14 protein-coding genes are annotated in these 18,123 nt (G+C 41.4%); 7 read left to right on the top strand and 7 right to left on the bottom strand.

Annotation, left to right across the window (positions count from 1 at the left end; genetic code table 11):
• The first annotated feature begins 69 nt into the window (after positions 1-69).
• Entirely contained in the window at positions 70-1,191 is a 1,122-nt protein-coding gene (locus Q0890_RS01855; protein ID WP_299216774.1) for an ATP-grasp domain-containing protein, read from the top strand.
• Between the two features lie 20 nt (positions 1,192-1,211).
• On the opposite strand, the gene Q0890_RS01860 is transcribed toward Q0890_RS01855, so the two are convergent.
• From Q0890_RS01860 to Q0890_RS01870, 3 genes are all read right to left on the bottom strand, one after another.
• A complete protein-coding gene (locus tag Q0890_RS01860) occupies positions 1,212-2,399 on the bottom strand; it encodes a sugar transporter (protein ID WP_299216777.1) in 1,188 nt (395 codons plus the stop codon).
• Between the two features lie 411 nt (positions 2,400-2,810).
• Entirely contained in the window at positions 2,811-3,551 is a 741-nt protein-coding gene (locus Q0890_RS01865) for an MHYT domain-containing protein (protein ID WP_299216780.1), read from the bottom strand.
• 123 nt (positions 3,552-3,674) lie between these two features.
• Positions 3,675-4,376 (bottom strand): hypothetical protein, encoded by a 702-nt coding sequence (locus Q0890_RS01870; RefSeq protein WP_299216783.1) that lies wholly within the window; start codon positions 4,374-4,376, stop codon positions 3,675-3,677.
• Between the two features lie 804 nt (positions 4,377-5,180).
• On the opposite strand from Q0890_RS01870, the gene Q0890_RS01875 reads away from it, so the two are divergent.
• From Q0890_RS01875 to Q0890_RS01890, 4 genes are all read left to right on the top strand, one after another.
• Entirely contained in the window at positions 5,181-6,473 is a 1,293-nt protein-coding gene (locus Q0890_RS01875) for a phosphoribosyltransferase domain-containing protein (protein WP_299216785.1), read from the top strand.
• Between the two features lie 70 nt (positions 6,474-6,543).
• Positions 6,544-7,365 (top strand): HAD hydrolase family protein, encoded by an 822-nt coding sequence (locus tag Q0890_RS01880; RefSeq protein ID WP_299216788.1) that lies wholly within the window; start codon positions 6,544-6,546, stop codon positions 7,363-7,365.
• Positions 7,366-7,400: 35 nt separating this feature from the next.
• Positions 7,401-8,570 carry a cysteine protease StiP domain-containing protein gene (locus tag Q0890_RS01885; RefSeq protein WP_299216791.1) on the top strand — a complete coding sequence of 390 codons (1,170 nt, stop codon included), beginning with the start codon at positions 7,401-7,403 and terminating at the stop codon, positions 8,568-8,570.
• A gap of 69 nt (positions 8,571-8,639) precedes the next feature.
• Positions 8,640-9,704, top strand: a complete 1,065-nt coding sequence (locus Q0890_RS01890) for an HpcH/HpaI aldolase/citrate lyase family protein (protein WP_299216794.1) — start codon at positions 8,640-8,642, stop codon at positions 9,702-9,704.
• A gap of 84 nt (positions 9,705-9,788) precedes the next feature.
• Here the strand turns inward: Q0890_RS01890 and Q0890_RS01895 are convergent, their stop codons facing one another.
• A complete protein-coding gene (locus Q0890_RS01895; RefSeq protein ID WP_299216797.1) occupies positions 9,789-10,601 on the bottom strand; it encodes an alpha/beta fold hydrolase in 813 nt (270 codons plus the stop codon).
• Positions 10,602-10,984: 383 nt separating this feature from the next.
• Here Q0890_RS01895 and Q0890_RS01900 point away from each other — a divergent pair, with 383 nt between their 5' ends.
• On the top strand, positions 10,985-11,782 hold the full coding sequence (locus Q0890_RS01900) for an enoyl-CoA hydratase-related protein (protein ID WP_299216800.1): 798 nt from the start codon (positions 10,985-10,987) through the stop codon (positions 11,780-11,782).
• A gap of 107 nt (positions 11,783-11,889) precedes the next feature.
• Here Q0890_RS01900 and Q0890_RS01905 read toward each other — a convergent pair whose 3' ends face one another.
• From Q0890_RS01905 to acnB, 3 genes are all read right to left on the bottom strand, one after another.
• Positions 11,890-12,333, bottom strand: a complete 444-nt coding sequence (locus Q0890_RS01905; protein ID WP_299216803.1) for a PACE efflux transporter — start codon at positions 12,331-12,333, stop codon at positions 11,890-11,892.
• Between the two features lie 218 nt (positions 12,334-12,551).
• Complete coding sequence (locus tag Q0890_RS01910) at positions 12,552-14,411, bottom strand: ATP-binding protein (protein WP_299216805.1); 1,860 nt, start codon at positions 14,409-14,411, stop codon at positions 12,552-12,554.
• 198 nt (positions 14,412-14,609) lie between these two features.
• Positions 14,610-17,213, bottom strand: a complete 2,604-nt coding sequence (gene acnB / locus Q0890_RS01915) for a bifunctional aconitate hydratase 2/2-methylisocitrate dehydratase (protein ID WP_299216808.1) — start codon at positions 17,211-17,213, stop codon at positions 14,610-14,612.
• 411 nt (positions 17,214-17,624) lie between these two features.
• Here acnB and Q0890_RS01920 point away from each other — a divergent pair, with 411 nt between their 5' ends.
• Positions 17,625-18,020, top strand: coding sequence for a carboxymuconolactone decarboxylase family protein (locus Q0890_RS01920; RefSeq protein ID WP_299216857.1), 396 nt, complete (start codon positions 17,625-17,627; stop codon positions 18,018-18,020).
• Positions 18,021-18,123 lie beyond the last annotated feature (103 nt).

The raw sequence follows: 18,123 nt of genomic DNA on the forward strand, positions 1-18,123 counted from the left end.
ATAATTTGCCACATTTGTATATAATGACTGTGAACATAGTACGCCAAACCAAACGACGTTGAGAAATTTATGGACAACCAAGACAATGAATATCAGTATGATTTGAGCGCGGTTTGGCTTGCTGAAGGACAATCAAGCCAGCGCGATATGTTATCTAGCTTACAAACCCTAAAAACTCGTTCTAACACTCCATTTGATGTGATCGCCTCACATCGACATCATCGTCCTGAGATTTTTGAATTTGCTGATTTGACTTATCAAGAGCCTACTGGCGTGTTAATAGATGACGATCGAGACTCAGCCTTAAAACCTGACATGCCGCGTTGGCAATTTGTGTTAGAGCATGCAAAGCAACACAACGTAAAGGTGCTTTTGACTGGTCGTAATGGAATTGATTACGAAGTGCAGCGTGAGGCATTTGATACAGCAGGTATTCGCTTATTAACGGGTGCAACCAGCGTAGAGGCACTAGCGTCGATTGAAGATAAATTTGCGTTTATGCAGCAGTGTCATACGCATGATATCCCTGTGGCAGACGCTTGGCGCTTTGACACTACTGATGAGCTTGAAGCGTTACTGGCTAAACATAGTCATCAACCACTATGTGTAAAACCGGTTACTGGTATTTTTGCTCAAGGATTTTGGCGATTAGATACTGGTAAGGCAGCTAATGAGCAATATGATAGTTTTGAGCATCTGTATTTTACAGACAGTAAGAAAATCAATACTGAACAGTTTGTGAATGCCTATACAAACAGTCAGATGGTGCATGAGCGTCCTATTCCTATGTTACTGATGCCTTACTTATCAGGGCAAGAATATTCTATCGATGTGGTCTGTGAATATGGCGAAGTCTTAGCCGCAATTACTCGCCATAAAACGGGGAAAATCCAGCATATCGGCTACGAGCAGTCAGTTATGGACGTCGTTATGCCATTGATTAAAACTTTTGGTTGTGATGGTATTGTTAGTGTACAGACCAAGGCGGATGATAATGGTCAGCACCGTGTGCTTGAGATTAACAGTCGCCCATCAGGTGGTATTAGCTATACGGCTCATAGCGGTATAGATTTAACCCAGGTAGGGTTTGCCTATTGGTTAGGACTAACAGCTAAGCCAAAATTAGCTGACATCATCGAACAGATTACCCCCTGTCAGGTGCGCTCAATTACGACGAGCGTGAAATTTTAGAATGAGTTAAGACATCACTCTTAACGTAATTCAGGAAAGCGCCTTATCATCATAATCATCAGTAGCAGCGCGACACTCGCGACAGCAGCGCCCACAAAACCCACGCTTGATAGTGAGATATGAGTGACGGCATAACCACCAAGTAAAGCACCAGTACCAATCCCTAAATTAATAATGCCAGAGAACATCGCCATCACCATGTCTTGTGCATTGATATCAATCTCGATAACCTTGGCTTGAATACACAGCATCAACAGTATCATTGCTGTGCCCCAGATTAACGTATTCAGGCTGAGCAACCATATCGAGTTGACCGCCCATAACATCGTAACCATAGACCCTAATATCAATACCGTAGATCCCAACATTAACATCGTATTGGATTTATCACTCCATCGACTAAATATCAGACTACCAATAAGTCCTGCTCCACCAAATAGTAGCAATACAAAAGTGACCAAATTCTCGCTAATAGAGCCAATTCGACTCATAAAAGGCTCAATATAAGAGTATGCTGCGTAGTCTGCGGTAAAAACCACAAAGCAAAATAAATACAGACTGATCAACAATGGGTTTTTGAGCAATTCTGGAATTTTTCTAAAAGATCCTTCAAACATACTTGGCAAGTTTGGTAGCAATTTCATTTGTAGAACAAATACGATAAAAGCAATTACACCAATGCCAGCAAACGTAGTTCGCCAACCAAACCATTGACCAACTATGCGTCCTATAGGAACACCCAAGACCATCGCTAATGACGTACCCGTAGCCAGTATACTAAGTGCTAAAGCCCTTTTACCCTCAGGTGCTACGCGTAAAGTTATGGCCGCAGTAATAGCCCAAAATATCGCATGTGAAAAAGCGATTCCTACCCGGCTGATTAGAAGAACTTGAAAACTCCAAGCAAAGACAGACAATACATGACTGGCAATAAATACGACAAACAAGGCCAATAGTAAACGCTTACGCTCAAGCCTGCTGGTCAGTAGCATGAGTGGCAATGACATGGCTGCGACTATCCAGGCATACAGTGTTAGCATCCAACCTGTTTCTGCAGTGGTAATAGAGAAGTCGTGAGCGATATCACTTAGCAGAGCCACAGGCACGAATTCTGTAGTATTCACCACAAACGCGCTGATACCCATTAGTATTACTCGAAAATATTGGGTACGGCGAGAAACTACTCCCGCATCAAGATTGTGTTCCATAAAATCCACTATGAAAAGACGTCAACACAGCACGGCAGAGGTAAGAATAAAGACAATGATTCAGATCATATAGTCAGTTGAAAATAAAACTGTCATAAGTTCAAACGCGATACTGGGATAAATTTTCCTTGCTTGCTGCGTTCTCAGAGGCTGCGCAAAATTCATCCCAGTATCGCTGCAACACGTTTAAGTTAAACCTACTATATAAGAGTAATATAAAAAATCCTAAGCCTATAACGTCAATTTAAGTAGTCTTTTATTTAACGCGGCAACCTTAAAACAGTTTCACTTACAACCCTTTTACCGTATAGCTAAAGCTGGCTTAAGTATTCAGACACAAAAAAAGGTTTTTAGATATAAATCTAAAAACCTTTTTTATGGTTTAACTACAAGAACGTTATTGGCTTGTTATTATTCGCCAAACACTAGTGTCGCTTTTTTAGGTGCGTTGTAAGAGGCAGCAGCCCATAGTAAGCTTAATACAATGACTGAGCTGATAAAGATAGTCAGTGATGAGGTGAATGCACCTGAATTGGTATAGCCCATAGTCATCATATCGCCTGTATGAGTCATTTCCATCGCAGCCATACCTGTATAGTGCATACCGCAAACCGCGATTCCCATAATGAACGCGCTACCAAAACGTTGCAAGTTACCGCGTAAGTTAAACGCCAACCATAATGCAGCGATAGCCGCTACGATAGCAATGACAATTGAGGCGATTAGAAGTGTTGTATTATACGACATGGTCGCTTCCATCTGCATTGATGCCATACCAGTATAGTGCATGGCTGCAACACCAAGACCCGCTAGTGTGCCACCGCCTAATAATTTAGCAATACTTGGTGTACCGCGACCTACAATAACGATTCCGATGGCAACGAACACAACTGCAAGTATCATAGAAGCAATCGTCATACCTACATCATAAGTCACTGGCATCTGCATATCGACTGCCATCATACCGATATAATGCATTGACCAGATGGCACCACCAATAGCGATGGCAGATAAAGCTACCCAAAAATACAGATCTGCGCCTGGCTTTGCAGCTGGAACACGAATAGCAAGGTTTAAACCAACATAAGAGCCAAATACGGCAATCGCGTATGAGACAAACACCAAAAGCATGTCATATTGAACTTCAATCATTTTTCTATCCTTCATATTTAATAAAAGTTGAGCATAAAATCACGCTGGTTTGGTTGAACCGAGGTGCTTAATACATCTACTATTCTTTGTTCATAGGGGCTAAACTATCTATGAGCGACTATTTTATCTAATGCTAAATTCACACGTATTGTTTCCCCCAGCCCCGCAGCTGGTCTCCTCAACGCTGGCTTTACCTACTGCAGGATTGGACGTCAAAAAGCCTTCTATGTAACCTACTACAAAGTTACAACTTGATTGACTGCTAGTTGACGAACTACAGAACGGGCATCTGATTAAACTAATCATGTCTCCATCAGCTTTAACTTTAGCGAACCCTTTCAATGCTGGAACAAGCTCGCGACTGATAGCAACAGATTTTTTTAACGGACTCCCAAGCGCATAATCGCGTTGATAGATACCACCGCCAACCTTACGGCCTAGTTCGTGTAACGCAGTCGCACGCTTATTGTCTGCTAAACTGTCAGCGTATTGGTTGACCACATTAACTATATTGGGATACTGAGCACCGATAGTCGCTAAAACATCTTTTTCATCCATCGCTTTTTTGGTTGGTGCTTCAGTTTCTTCGTCAGATATTTCTAAATTAAAGAGCGTGCAGCCTGCGATAGAGGATAAGTCATCAACCAGATCAGCTTGTGTTTTTGGTCCTTGACTTCTAGCGACCACATGAATAATATTTCCACCGTTTTCTGATGGTTCTTGTTTTTGTGATACCAGTTGATAACCTGCTTTAATAAGAGGCGAGATTACGTTAACTAGGCGAATGCGTTCAGACGACGTTTCTAATGCACAAGAGAATTTCAAAGACCACTCCTTTTTTTGTATATATAGCTAGACTTTTTCAGTACCAATTTAGTACCAAGCTATTTAGACAAAGTTCATAGTCAAAATAAATGGCATATACGGTTTATAGTAGCGTTATACATTTGGTTTATAATTTTTATAAAAATTGCAGTATTTTTTTATAAAAATTATAATTATATCTAGCCAAAACCTTCGGTTTTATAAGTTATAATATATAGTCATTCCATAGTTTTTTTAGTCTAACCTTATGAATTCTATCTACATAAACGTAGGCAACAAACTAGTTTTAAAGATATAGAATTACTGATTTAACAAAGTGAGTATCAGCTATAAATATTAGCTTACAGATTAAATTATTATACATTCTCTCTACTAATATTTATTTTAAAAATTAATAAAGATAGTAGTTATGTTTTTATTAATTTGAAAAATATTCTTTTATCTTTTCTTAATATTACTAAAATAATCTAGCATCTGTTCTATGGAAGGGTTTTTCAATATTATTACTGAAGGAATAAACACTAGCAAGCTTTAGCACAATATCATCCGATAAAGGGATGTTTCTTCCGATAAATGACATTCGACTAATAAATAAGCCAAAATTAAATAAAAACTAATGCCTATTTTTATTTAAATTCGCTAATCCGAATAAATGTAATAGGCATTTATTTTACTAATACACTTATATTTATTTTACTTCTACTGTTATTGCAAAAATCATAAAACTTGCGCGTTATAATGACATTTCAGTTATCATCTGCCCCAATCGTCGCTCTACAAAATTGAAAAATTAAAGGAACACCAATGTCATCTCAGCAACACAGTACAACCATCTCCCTGCCCCGTGGCACACTCAGTCTGACTTATCAGACCAATTGTGTGACAAGTAATAATGACTTAGAAAAAAACAGCCGTTACCAATTAGAAGATTTACTTGGATTTGCGCAGCGTATCAATCCAAAACGTGCATTTTTGTTTGTATCAAAAGTGTTGGGGCGGCATATTCCAGTTGCACCTACGACTATGCGCCAAGCATTCACTGATTTGGCAAACTCAGTCCCTAGTAACTTACCTGAGCCGATTTTAGTCGTTGGGATGGCAGAAACTGCCGTTGGTCTATCGGCTGGTGTCCATCAAGCGCTACAAACGCGCTATCCAAATGCCCTACTGTTAAACTCTACTCGTCATGCCCAGCATGCAGACAGTGACGAAAACGCCCTATTGACCACTTTTAGCGAAGATCATAGTCATGCCAGTCAGCATTTAATTTATAAAAGCAACGATAACGCCATACAAGCACAGCTACTGGCCAGCAAAACACTGATTATGGTCGATGACGAAGCGTCGACAGGCAATACTTGCATTAATGTGGTGACAGCTTTACGCAACTCAGGACTCTCAAAGCTAGAACAAGTACATCTCACCACGCTGGTTGATTGGTCTCTAAATCAGACCCAAACTGCAACTGACGCAGACGAGCCAGTCTCTGATCAGGTATCAGCACGTCTACCTAATATCGACTTTCAACGTCATCATTTGCTGTCAGGTACTTGGCAATGGACAGATACTCCTAACCCTAGAGCAATTATCATGCCATCGGTTGACACTACTGATGCTGGTAGTCAGCCATTAGCCGATACTGGTAATTGGGGACGCTTCCCGACCCTCGATAGTACAGATGGGTTCGCTGACTATTTATTGAAGTTTCAAAAGGCATTCACTCAGTTTAGTGGTCAGCTACAGTTTGAACAAAAACAGTTGCCTGAGCGGATTTTGGTTTTGGGCAGTAATGAATTTGTTTGGTTGCCATTTTTATTGGCAGAATGGCTTGAAAAAGAGACGCAAATACAAAGCTCTAGCACAGTACCAACCGTCAAATTTAGCGCATTGACCCGCTCACCAATTGCCCTTGGTGGCGCAATTAGTACAATGATGAGCTTTAACGATAATTATGGGCTTGGTATGACCAACTTTGTCTATAATGTTGAGCCAAAGGAATGGGATTTGATTGTGCTTTGTATAGAAACAGCTTCTAAAAGCGTGGATGATATGTGGCAAGATTTGGATAATGTATTGGTAGTGAGCCCTATGCTTTAACTTGTTCTCCAAGCTACGCTCTGACTGGGTTATGCTCTACTTTTCAAGCTCATTATTTACGGACACTTTTATGGCTACCCCGTTTTTTAAGACTAATCCTGACATCATCAAACCTTATGCACTTATGGATTTGGACGACACGTTGTTTCAAACCCAGCGTAAAATTGATGTATGGAATTTACCCACTGCTAAAACCGAACACTTAGTATGCGCCGTGGTCAACAAACAAGGCGTACCATTGAGCTTTATGAGTCAGCGCCAAGCTAATTTCTTTAACTGGCTACTTGTGAGCACTGACTTAATAGTCGTTACCGCACGCGACCGCTATGAGATTAAACGCGTTAAACTGCCTTTTAACAGTTGGCAAGTCTTAACTCACGGAGCGATTATTTTAACTTCTGATGGTGAGCTATTAAGCACGTGGCAGCAGCATATGTATAACGAGCTTGTACCCTTACAGGATAAGCTGAACCAATTGAGCCAAGTATTTGCAAACCATAGTAAAAACGATAACAGTCAGCTAGTATTTACACCGCATATCGACAGTTTTAGTAATGGGTCTGTAAATGAAGAGCTGACCATTTATTTGGCGATTAAACATACACAAAAGGACCATCAAGCATTGGTAGAGTTGGCTAAGAAGCTGCCTACATTGATACGTGATTTTGAGCAAGATTTTTATGTGCATGTAAATGCTAACAATCTTGCCATACTGCCGCATGCAGTGCATAAGCGTCATGCCGTACAGTTTTTACTAGACCATCATTTAGACAGTCAACGGCCAAGTTTTGGTTTTGGTGATAGCTTAGCCGATTTGCCGTTTTTACAGCTATTAGATTGGTACGGTATGCCCAATCATGGTCAGCTGCACGAAAATATCAGTTCTCAGTAATTATAATAACAGCTTATACGAGAAAAAAACCTTCTATGACCCACCCCAATATTCAACAACTAAAAAAATACAGCTCAGGCAGTTATCTTGCCAGTGATGTAACGGTACTGCTTGATATCGTCGATAAAGAGACAGTAGCCGATGTGCCAGTCAGTCAAAAAGAAGCTCTTATACAAAGTGGTCAGCGTCACTATTCAGACATGCTGACTTTAGAGCAAGCACCGACCGCCATGCATGAGCAGCTATACGCGCAAGCCCTAGCTCAAGGCACAAATAGATGCGCGACTGATATTGCTCATTTGGCTCATACGCTACATCATACTTTTCAGCATACTGTTCATGATGAGTGTCCGTTAGTACTGGTCAGCTTGGTGCGAGCAGGTTTGCCGATTGGGGTGTTATTGCAGCGAGCCTTAGCCGATGCCACTAGCAGCTATGCTTTGTCCAGTGTGCATTATGGCATCAGCATCATTCGTGATCGCGGTCTTGATCCAGTCGCACTGCAGATGATATTGGAGGCTTATCCAAACAGTCCCATCGTGTTCGTTGATGGCTGGACGGGTAAAGGCGCCATTTACCAAGAGTTGGCGCGCAGTTTAGAGGCCTTTAGTGACCCCAATCATCCATATTTTGCCAGTATTTATCATCAAGGTAAGGGCACCATTCCTTTATTAACACTTGCTGATCCAGCAGGAGTCGCTTGGCTGGCAGCCAGTACTGATGACTGGCTAATCCCATCAGGATTGCTTAACAGTACCGTATCGGGGCTGATCTCTCGTAGTTTGTATACCGAGCCGCAATCAGGGCTACATCGCAGCGTATTTTATGATAATTTGGTAGAGGCAGACCATAGCCTAAAATTTATCGAGCAAATCGATAACGTGCGGCAAACACTGACGATATCAGCGCAGTGTTTGCCGACGTTTACGCGGCCCCGATATCAGACAGCCGAGCTGATAGATAAAATCGCAGCAGACTACGACATCACCAATCGTAACCGCATTAAGCCAACGATTGCAGAGGCGACAAGAGCGATATTACGCCGCGACCCTGAGCGTATTTTGTTAGCCACTGCTGAGCACCCTGACACGGTGTTATTACGTCATTTATGTAGCGAGCGTCATATTGCTATCAGCGTTTTAGGTGCTAAAATACTGCCTTATCAAGCCATCACTCTTATTAAGCAGCGCGGCAAAGACGATTAGCGCCTTGTAATCTTCTACTCTTTGTCACCTTTTATAATTTCTCATTTATCCTTATTTATGATGCCAACTATGTCAGATACGCCAAATAACGAAACAAATATTTATAGCCACACACAGTCTTATGAGCATCTGATCACTGAGCGTCATGCCATGATCAAGCCGCACACTTATCATCCCTATCAGCTTGGTGCAAGCCTTTACATGCCAGCGACTCGTCAAGATATTTGGCAAGTCATTAAGCGAGATAAATTACCGACGATTAATAGCATCATTATCTGTTTAGAAGATGCCGTTAGCCATCACGATGTCGAGTTGGCACTTGAGCGCTTGCAAGCACTACTCCATACGTGGGCATTACACGTCGATAGCATTAATAAGCCTTCAAGACAGGCAGATATTCAGACGCAGCAACCAACGCGGCCGCTAGTGTTTGTACGCCCACGTAATCCGATGATGCTACAACAACTTGCAGATTTTGTTCATATTGATCTTGTCGATGGTTTTGTCATGCCCAAAGTCGATATGTACAGCCTGTCGAATTGGCGTATGGCCTGCCAAAATGTCAGCACAGAGCAGTTGTTGATGCCAACCTTGGAGACTGCCGCTTTATTTAATCCGCATCACAATCAAGAGTTGGCGATTGGCTTTAAAGAAGCCTTTAATCAGCCCGTTTATGCCTTGCGTATTGGCGGTAACGACTTGTTTGCCGCGCTGCGTTTGCGTCGCCCAAAGAATAGTGTCGTCTACGATACTCCGATTGGTACACTCGCTTATCAGCTACTTGGCTGCTTTGTGCCGCATGGGTTTTATCTCAGCGCGCCCGTGTTTGAATATTTAGATCAACCAACGCTGTTTATGCAAGAGCTGACTCGTGATGTCAGCTTGGGCTTAGTCGGTAAGACCGTCATCCATCCAAGTCAGATTGCTTTGGTGCAGCAAGCTTATTGTGTGCCGCTTAGTATGTTAGATGAGGCGCAAGCGATACTCCATAGTGAAGCAAAAGCGGTATTTAAATACAACAATACGATGTTGGAGCCTGCAACACATCGCGCTTGGGCCCATGAAATAGTGAACCGTGCTGAAGTGTTTGGTACTATTAACGATGGCAACAGTGACTACAAACCCCGTTTATAAGATTGATGATTTATACATTACATTGACCTAAAAAAACCGCTACCCAGCTAGGATAGCGGTTTTTTGTCAGTCAGACTTTATACACTACACGCAGCACTCTAAAAACTTACTCATCACAGTATTGACTTGTTCAGGCTCTTCTACAGTCGCTGTATGACCGGCGCGCTTAATGACTGCAAGCTTAGAGCTCTTAATGGCAAAGTGCATACGCTCAGACTTTGAATAAGGCGTCGCAGCGTCTTCGTCACCAACTACGATCAATGTTGGTGTGGTGATACTTCCTAGCTGCTCATAGGTTCCTTTACGCTCGATGACGCCCATCGTAGCCTTAGTCACCCCAATCTTACTATTGCCTTGGATCTGCGCCAGCCACTCTTTGTATTCAGATTTGCGCGATTTGTCTGCCAAAAAACTACTGCCAAACATAATTGGCATGACTTTTTTACTGATGCGCTTCATCCCTAACCACCGGATCGCGGTAATGAGTTTGCGATACTGTGGGGCGTTTTTGGGATCTTCAGGATCAGATGACGTTTCAAGTAGTATTAAGGAGGACAAAAGTTCTGGACGGTCTATAGCGATTCGTTGCCCAATAAACCCGCCCATTGACAAGCCTACAAAGTGGCAACTATCAATATCAAGAGCGTCTAGTAGCGCGATGGTATCATTAGTTAAAGAGTCCATATCATAACCAGTTTTGGTGACCTGCGACTGTCCCTGCCCGCGAAAATCAAAAGCAATACAGCGATAATCTTCTTTAAAATAAGTGACCTGCTTATCATACATCCGTGAGCTCCACAGCAGACCATGAGCGAATACCATGACCGGTTTATGCTGATCGTTGGGTGCACTGTCCTCGTAATAAATATCGGCATTATTGATTTTTATATGTGGCATAAAAGCGTCCTTGTCTGATGTAGTCAATTAACTATAGTTATTTATAAGTAAAAAGCGATTGGCTTGTTTGTGAGTATTTTTATATACAGGTTTTTATGCTTTAGCATAAGACACAAACCCTTTGTCGCCTAGTACGGACTTTGATAATGAATGTAAGCAAATTTAAATAAATACATTGTTTTTATCAAGTGTTGAGACTGACCCCTGATTCATAATCTTCTATATATTACTTATCTTACTGTGGCTTTAGCGCTCACAAAACCTGCTTTTATAATCATAGCAAGCTGCTATAGTAATTGGCATTAGTAGAACCGACTTATTATCTTCTCTTTGTATTGACTGCTAATAGATATAAACAACTGTATAAGACAAGGAAATCCAAAATGCCCCAATCTCTCGTTGAGTATCAGAGCGAAAATCATATCGCCACTATTACCCTAAATGATCCAAAGAGCCTAAATGCCTTTAGTACTCCTCTTAAAGAAAGTGTACTAGCAGCGCTTAAGCAGGCCGACACTGATGATGATGTTCGGGTAATTATCTTACAAGGTGCTGGCGGTAACTTCTCAAGTGGCGGCGATATCAAAGAGATGCTGTCTGAAGGCATCGACAAAGAGGTAATTTCCAATAAACTAAAAGGTATGGTCGAAGGCGCAGGCGAAGTCAGCTTAAAGCTGCGTAGTATCCACAAGCCTATTATCGCCAAGCTCGAAGGTGCTGTCGCGGGCGCTGGCATGAACTTGGCGCTTACTTGTGATTTTCGTATCACTGCAGACAATGCCAAATTTGTCCAAGCGTTCGTCCATATTGGTCTCATACCTGATGCTGGCGGTGTGTACTTATTAAATCAGCTAGTCGGTCCTGCCAAGACTACCGAGCTTGTCATGCTGGGAGATAAAATCGGCGCACAAGATATGGCTGACTTAAATCTAGTCAACCAAGTTGTCACTGTTGAGGCGTTAGATGACGCGGTACTAAAGCTCGCTTCTCGTCTGAGTGCCTTGCCCGGTAAAGCACTGTCTATCATGAAAGACTCTCTTAATACCCATGCCTATTCTGGCCTACACGAAGCCCTAGATAGGGAAGTACAGCAGCAAGTCATGCTGGCCAAAACCGATGATTTTATTGAAGGGGTAACCGCCTTTATCGAAAAGCGCAAACCAGTTTATAAAGGCAAATAACACCTCTTTATGTCTGTATACATTACTCAAAAAGCTGCCTATTATTGGCAGCTTTTTTTGAGCATGGTTTGTAAATAATAAGCAGTACTTTGATATATGAGTGCTGTTTAAGAAGCAGGGGCTGGCTTATGATGGTTTGGTAAGGTAAATATCTTGTCAAATATTAAAGTAAAGATAAAGGTGTATACCAAGAAGAACAGCAGTAATGCCACCTCCATCATGAAAGCTTCTAGCAAACCAACATCGTACCAAATCATATAAATCGGTAGGCAAACCAATACCAAGCCGCCTTCAAACCCCAATGCATGAATACTGCGGATTAATAACGTACGCTTTGCTACCTGCCGGCGCTGTTCCCATGCTTCAAAAGCGGTGTTATATATAAAATTCCAAATCACAGCAGCCAATGACACCATCACCGCGACGGGTAGCGACTCTGCGGCATCACTATCACTAAGTTTCATCAATACATAAGTGGACGAGATAATAGCAATAATCTCAAAGATAACTACATAAACGATGCGACGTTTGAGAGGGGATAAGGTAATCAACCAAGACTCCAAAGCACTTGGATTATAAGTGCATGATCAAAGTGTCGGTCCGTCCCGAGATAAAAAAAGTAAAAAAGTACAGAGCCACGGTTTCCGCCTGCCCTTATATTATATAGAAGATGGCATAAAAAATCAGCTGGTGCCGCCCACAGTAAAACCACGCACGATTTTGGTTCTCAACTTTTACTATGAGTAAAACTTACGTTGCTAAATATCTCTCAAAGGAATGCTTTTATTCCACTAAACCAATCATTAACTTCATCAAAGACATTCAAATCTTGCAAAAGCTCTACGGTCATCAGCTTAGCACCTTCGTCTGCAAACTTACTTTTTATTTTTGATTTTCCGTGATTAAGTATTTCTGTGCCTCGTCTTTGTGACAAATCAGTTAGAAATTCATTTAAGTTTTTTGGTACATTATGAGTCACCCATTCTTCTTTCCAATTATTGTTGTCTACGAAATAATCTTCATCAATATTATAAATACTTTTAATTAAAGATGGATGTACGTAGTTTTCAATCTCTACCATGCGCGTTAAGCAACCGAAAGACCCGTCTGTCCGTTCATTTACAATATCTATAGCATCTTGATATTTTGCAACATCATTATCATATATATGTATTTGAGGTAAGGTCAACTTGTCTAAGTATGATTTATTAACCCATTCAAGAAGAGTGTTACCACCTAAAGGAATTACCAATATCCTACAATCATTTTCTAGATCAATATCAAATAAGTTACTTATATTATAAAAAAACTTAACATCGTTGATGCCTTCTAAACATAGAATGACTTTGATTCTACCCAAATCATTAGAAGAAGAAATTGTAGGCATAATACCTAAAGTAGCGCACACCTCATCTAGACTAGTATTATGTCCTTGACTAATATCATGTACTCTATTTTCTTTTTTTATGAACCTTATATATTCATAATTTATTGTACTTGCGAGCGCTGGGCTATGAGTAGTTATCAGTATCTGCGCACTATTGTTCTCACTTAAATCTAACAAAGATTGAATTAGCATGAGTTGCCAATTAGGATGTAGCGCTGTTTCTGGTTCTTCAATAGCATATATAATTGGCTTTCTACTTTCATTCGCCCTTTCCGCTTCTGCTCTAAAGTAGTTTAAAAGTAACAATCTTCTAAAACCACTTCCACGCTTATTAATTGGTACCTCGTCATCGCCTATAAAAGTAAAAGAGAACAGTGAATCCCAATTTTTTTGACTGAGATTAGGTTTTAATGACTCTGCTAAGCTAGGATCCATTTCTTGCATTTTATTGACTGTATCTTGTGCTACCTGAGTTACTAAGTTTTCAATTCTGTTAATAACCCTCTCTAAATCATCTTGCACTTCGCTTATGGCTAGTTTTGTGATTGCTTTTAATGGATCTTGAACCTCTTTATCTGAGTCTTTATTAGCTCTATCTGATTGAAATAAAAAGAATAAAGGGATATCTTTTTGTAGGTTGATCCATACCTTTTTCGCATCCTCTTTGTTTAATTCTATTAAGGTTGTCTTTAAATCAATACTATTTAGTTTGTTATAGCTTTCGTATAGAGCTAACCTCATAGTTGAATTAGTATTCTGCTTTATATTATCAGGTAAATCATCGCCGAATATATCAGCTACTTTTGACTTAAGATCAGAATTTTTCAAAGTAATGAGAGGCTCATCGTATCCTTTAGGATAGTTAGCTCTTATAAAAATTCTTTCTGACGCTTTTGTTATAGATTTCTTGCTACAATCCCATCTTTTAACTACGTTTAAAAAACCATATTCATCCAACAAATACTCTTTATCTAGGAAAGTTGGTATGGTATCTATTCTCAGTTCAAAGCTTTGTAATTTGAACGATACACCTATTTCTATGTAGTCTTTATCGCTAAACTTACATAAATCCTCAGTATCAATTTTGACTGTATTATTATTAAAAAATATTTCGAGTGCCTCCAGAACAGTAGACTTTCCGACATCATTCCTCCCTACTATTACGTTAAACTTTTCATCAAGCATGACCTCAACGTTTTCAAACCCCCTAAAATTTTCGATTTGCAACTTTACTATCTTCATGATCAAGGCCTATTATTTTTCTACAAAATATATGCAGACTATACACTATGATACTGGTGGAATAAAGTTTACTTTCAAGTCAGGTTAAATTATACGTAAAACAAAAAACCCCCGCATCATAACGATACGGGGGTTTTTTGTTTTACGTATAATTTTTTAGTATAAAGCTTCTAATTTTAAAAGCTTATATACGCAAAATTAAGTCAACTGAGCGACGTTAATTTTATCCGCTTCTTCAGTGTACTCTTCCATACGATCAAAGTTCATGTACTGATACACTTCCTCGCCCATGCTGTTAAGCATACCGGCATACTGCTGGTACTCGTCGTTGGTTGGTAATTTGCCCAATACCGCGGCAACCGCAGCTAGCTCTGCAGACGCAAGATAAACGTTCGCGCCTTGACCCAAACGGTTCGGGAAGTTACGGGTTGAGGTCGAAACGGCAGTCGATTTCGGTGCGATACGCGCTTGGTTACCCATACATAGTGAGCAGCCTGGCATTTCAGTACGAGCGCCTGCTTGTGCGTAGATGTTGTAGTAACCCTCTTCCATCAACTGACGCGCATCCATCTTAGTCGGCGGCGCAATCCATAGACGAGTCTTGAGACTACCTGCTGGTACGTCTTGTAGCAGTTTACCGGCGGCACGGAAGTGACCGATGTTGGTCATGCACGAACCAATGAATACTTCATCAATGGTATCACCAGCCACGTCAGCCAAGGTCTTGGCATCGTCTGGATCGTTCGGGCAGCACAGGATCGGCTCTTTGATTTCGTTCATATCGATGGTCATATCGATGGTGTATTCAGCGTCTTCGTCAGCACGCATCAGGCTTGGATTCGCTAGCCAGTCTTGCATCTGCTCGATACGGCGGCTGATGGTACGCGCGTCGCCATAGCCTTCTGAGATCATCCACTTAAGTAGCGTGATGTTTGAGTTTAAGTACTCAGTCACTGACTCTTCAGATAAGGTAATGGTACAACCAGCAGCACTTCGCTCAGCTGAGGCATCAGATAGCTCAAACGCTTGCTCAGCGGTTAAGTCTTCTAAACCTTCGATCTCAAGGATACGACCATTAAACTCGTTGATTTTGCCTTTTTTGTCGACCGTCAAGTAACCTTCTTTGATCGCTTGATAAGGAATGGCATGCACGAGATCACGTAGTGTGATACCAGGCTGACGCTCGCCAACGAAGCGGACACGCACAGATTCAGGCATATCTAGAGGCATAACCCCAGTCGCCGCTGCGAATGCAACCAGACCAGAACCCGCTGGAAACGAGATACCCATTGGGAAACGCGTGTGCGAGTCACCACCAGTACCAACAGTATCTGGAAGTAGCATACGGTTAAGCCACGAGTGAATAATACCATCGCCCGGACGTAAGCTCACACCGCCACGGTTCATAATAAAGTCAGGTAGAGTATGCTGAGTCTCAACGTCAACGGGCTTTGGATAAGCGGCAGTGTGACAGAATGACTGCATGACGAGGTCCGCTTGGAAACCTAGGCAAGCCAAATCTTTTAGCTCATCACGGGTCATTGGGCCTGTAGTGTCCTGACTACCGACTGTGGTCATTTTTGGCTCACAGTACATACCAGGACGGACGCCTTCTAGGCCACACGCTTTACCAACCATTTTTTGTGCTAAGGTGAAGCCTTTGCCGGTATCGGCTGGCTCTTCAGGCTTAGCAAATACATCTGAATGACCTAGACCCATGTACTCACGCGCACGGTTAGTTAATCCGCGACCAACGATCAATGGAATACGGCCACCCGCACGCACTTCGTCAAGCAAGGTTGGTGAGTTGAGCTTGAACTCAGAGATAACTTCATCTGAGTCGTGCTTAGTGATTTTGCCATCATGCGGATAGATGTCGAACACATCGCCCATATTTAGGTTATCAACCGCTACTTTTTCGATTGGTAATGCACCAGAATCTTCCATCGTGTTAAAGAAGATCGGAGCAATGTTATTACCTAGTACAAGACCGCCGCCACGTTTGTTTGGTACATTAGGGATATCTTCACCCATCAACCACAATACTGAGTTGGTTGCAGACTTACGGCTAGAACCAGTACCAACCACGTCACCGACGTACGCAAGTGGGTGGCCTTTTTCTTTGAGCTCTTCGATTTGCTTCATCGGACCGACCACGCCCTCTTCATCAGCAGTGATGCCGTCGCGAGAGTTTTTGTGCATGGCTAATGAATGCAATGGAATATCAGGACGGCTCCACGCGTCTTGCGCAGGAGATAGATCGTCAGTGTTGGTCTCGCCTGTGACTTTAAACGTTGTATAAGTTGATTTCTTTGGTACCTCGGCGCGGTTCAAGAACCACTCAGCATCCGCCCAAGACTGGATGACTTCTTTGGCAATATCGTTGCCCGCTTCAGCTTTTTCAGTGACGTCATTGAACGCGTCAAATACGAGCAAAGTCTTTTTTAACGCTTCAGCAGCGTCCTGAGCAACATCGGCGTCATCTAGTGCGGCAACCAATGGCTGTACGTTATAGCCACCTTGCATCGTACCTAAGATTTCAACCGCTTTTTTCTTATTGATAAGCGGTGATGAGGCTTCGCCCTTTAAGATAGCAGCTAAAAATGCGGCTTTAACATAAGCCGCTTGATCAACCCCTGCTGGAATACGGTTTTCTAGCAGGTTCATTAAGAAATCATCTTCACCTGCTGGTGGATTTTTTAATAGTTCAACCAACTCTGCTACTTGTTTTTCATTTAATGGTAGCGGTACAGTTCCTAGCTTGGCACGTTCTTCGACATGTTTACGATAAGCTTCTAACACAATAGTCGTCCTCGTTAGTTGGGAATTAACACAATACGTGGGTAGTCAGTATGACTGCCTGCGTCTATGTACTTTATAAAATAATTTCGGTGCAATCATAGCTTAAAATGCTCTAAATGTTAATGGCTATGGCTTTAAAAGGTACAGAATAAAGCCATATTGGACATTTATTATAAAAATAGTACTATCAATTATATGATTAACTACCCTTTCATGACCCTAAAAAATAGGCACCTATTTTTAGCATCATAGTCAGGTATATAAATGGGCGATAGTCGATACTAAACAAAATAGATACACTGTATGAATACGCTAGACTGGCTTGAAAAAACCAGTTTTATTCATAAATAAGAACCGCATAAAAGAAATATAGGGAATAATGACATTAAAAATAATAGGAAGGAGCTTAAAATGACAGAAAATATCGATTATCAAAATGGTCTACAAGTGCGCACTGAAGTAATGGGTGAAGCACATGTTAAGCGCTCGCTTGATAGCGCGACTGGCTTTACTCAGCCGTTACAAGACTGGATCATTGAACACGCTTGGGGCAGCACATGGCAAGATGACTCAGTACTACCGCGTAAATATCGCTCGTTAATTACCATTGCTTTTTTGATCGCGCAAAAAAGTCCGACCGAGCTCAAAGGCCATATTCGCGGTGCTATCAATAATGGTGCTAGTGTTGCTGAGATTCGAGAAGTATTGATGCATAGCTTGCCATACTGCGGTGCACCTGCTACCCAAGAAGCGTTTCGCGCTGCCATAGAAATCCTGAATGAGTTGGATATTGATATAGATATTTAAAACTATGGTAGTCAAACAATTCATAGTAGTCTTAAGAGTATTCACTAAAAATTAAACCCTAAATTTCTGCTATAATACCGACACTTATCAAACATTCTGATCA

This window comes from uncultured Psychrobacter sp. (assembly GCF_947488565.1).
In the GTDB taxonomy this organism is placed as follows: Bacteria; Pseudomonadota; Gammaproteobacteria; order Pseudomonadales; family Moraxellaceae; genus Psychrobacter; species Psychrobacter saeujeotis.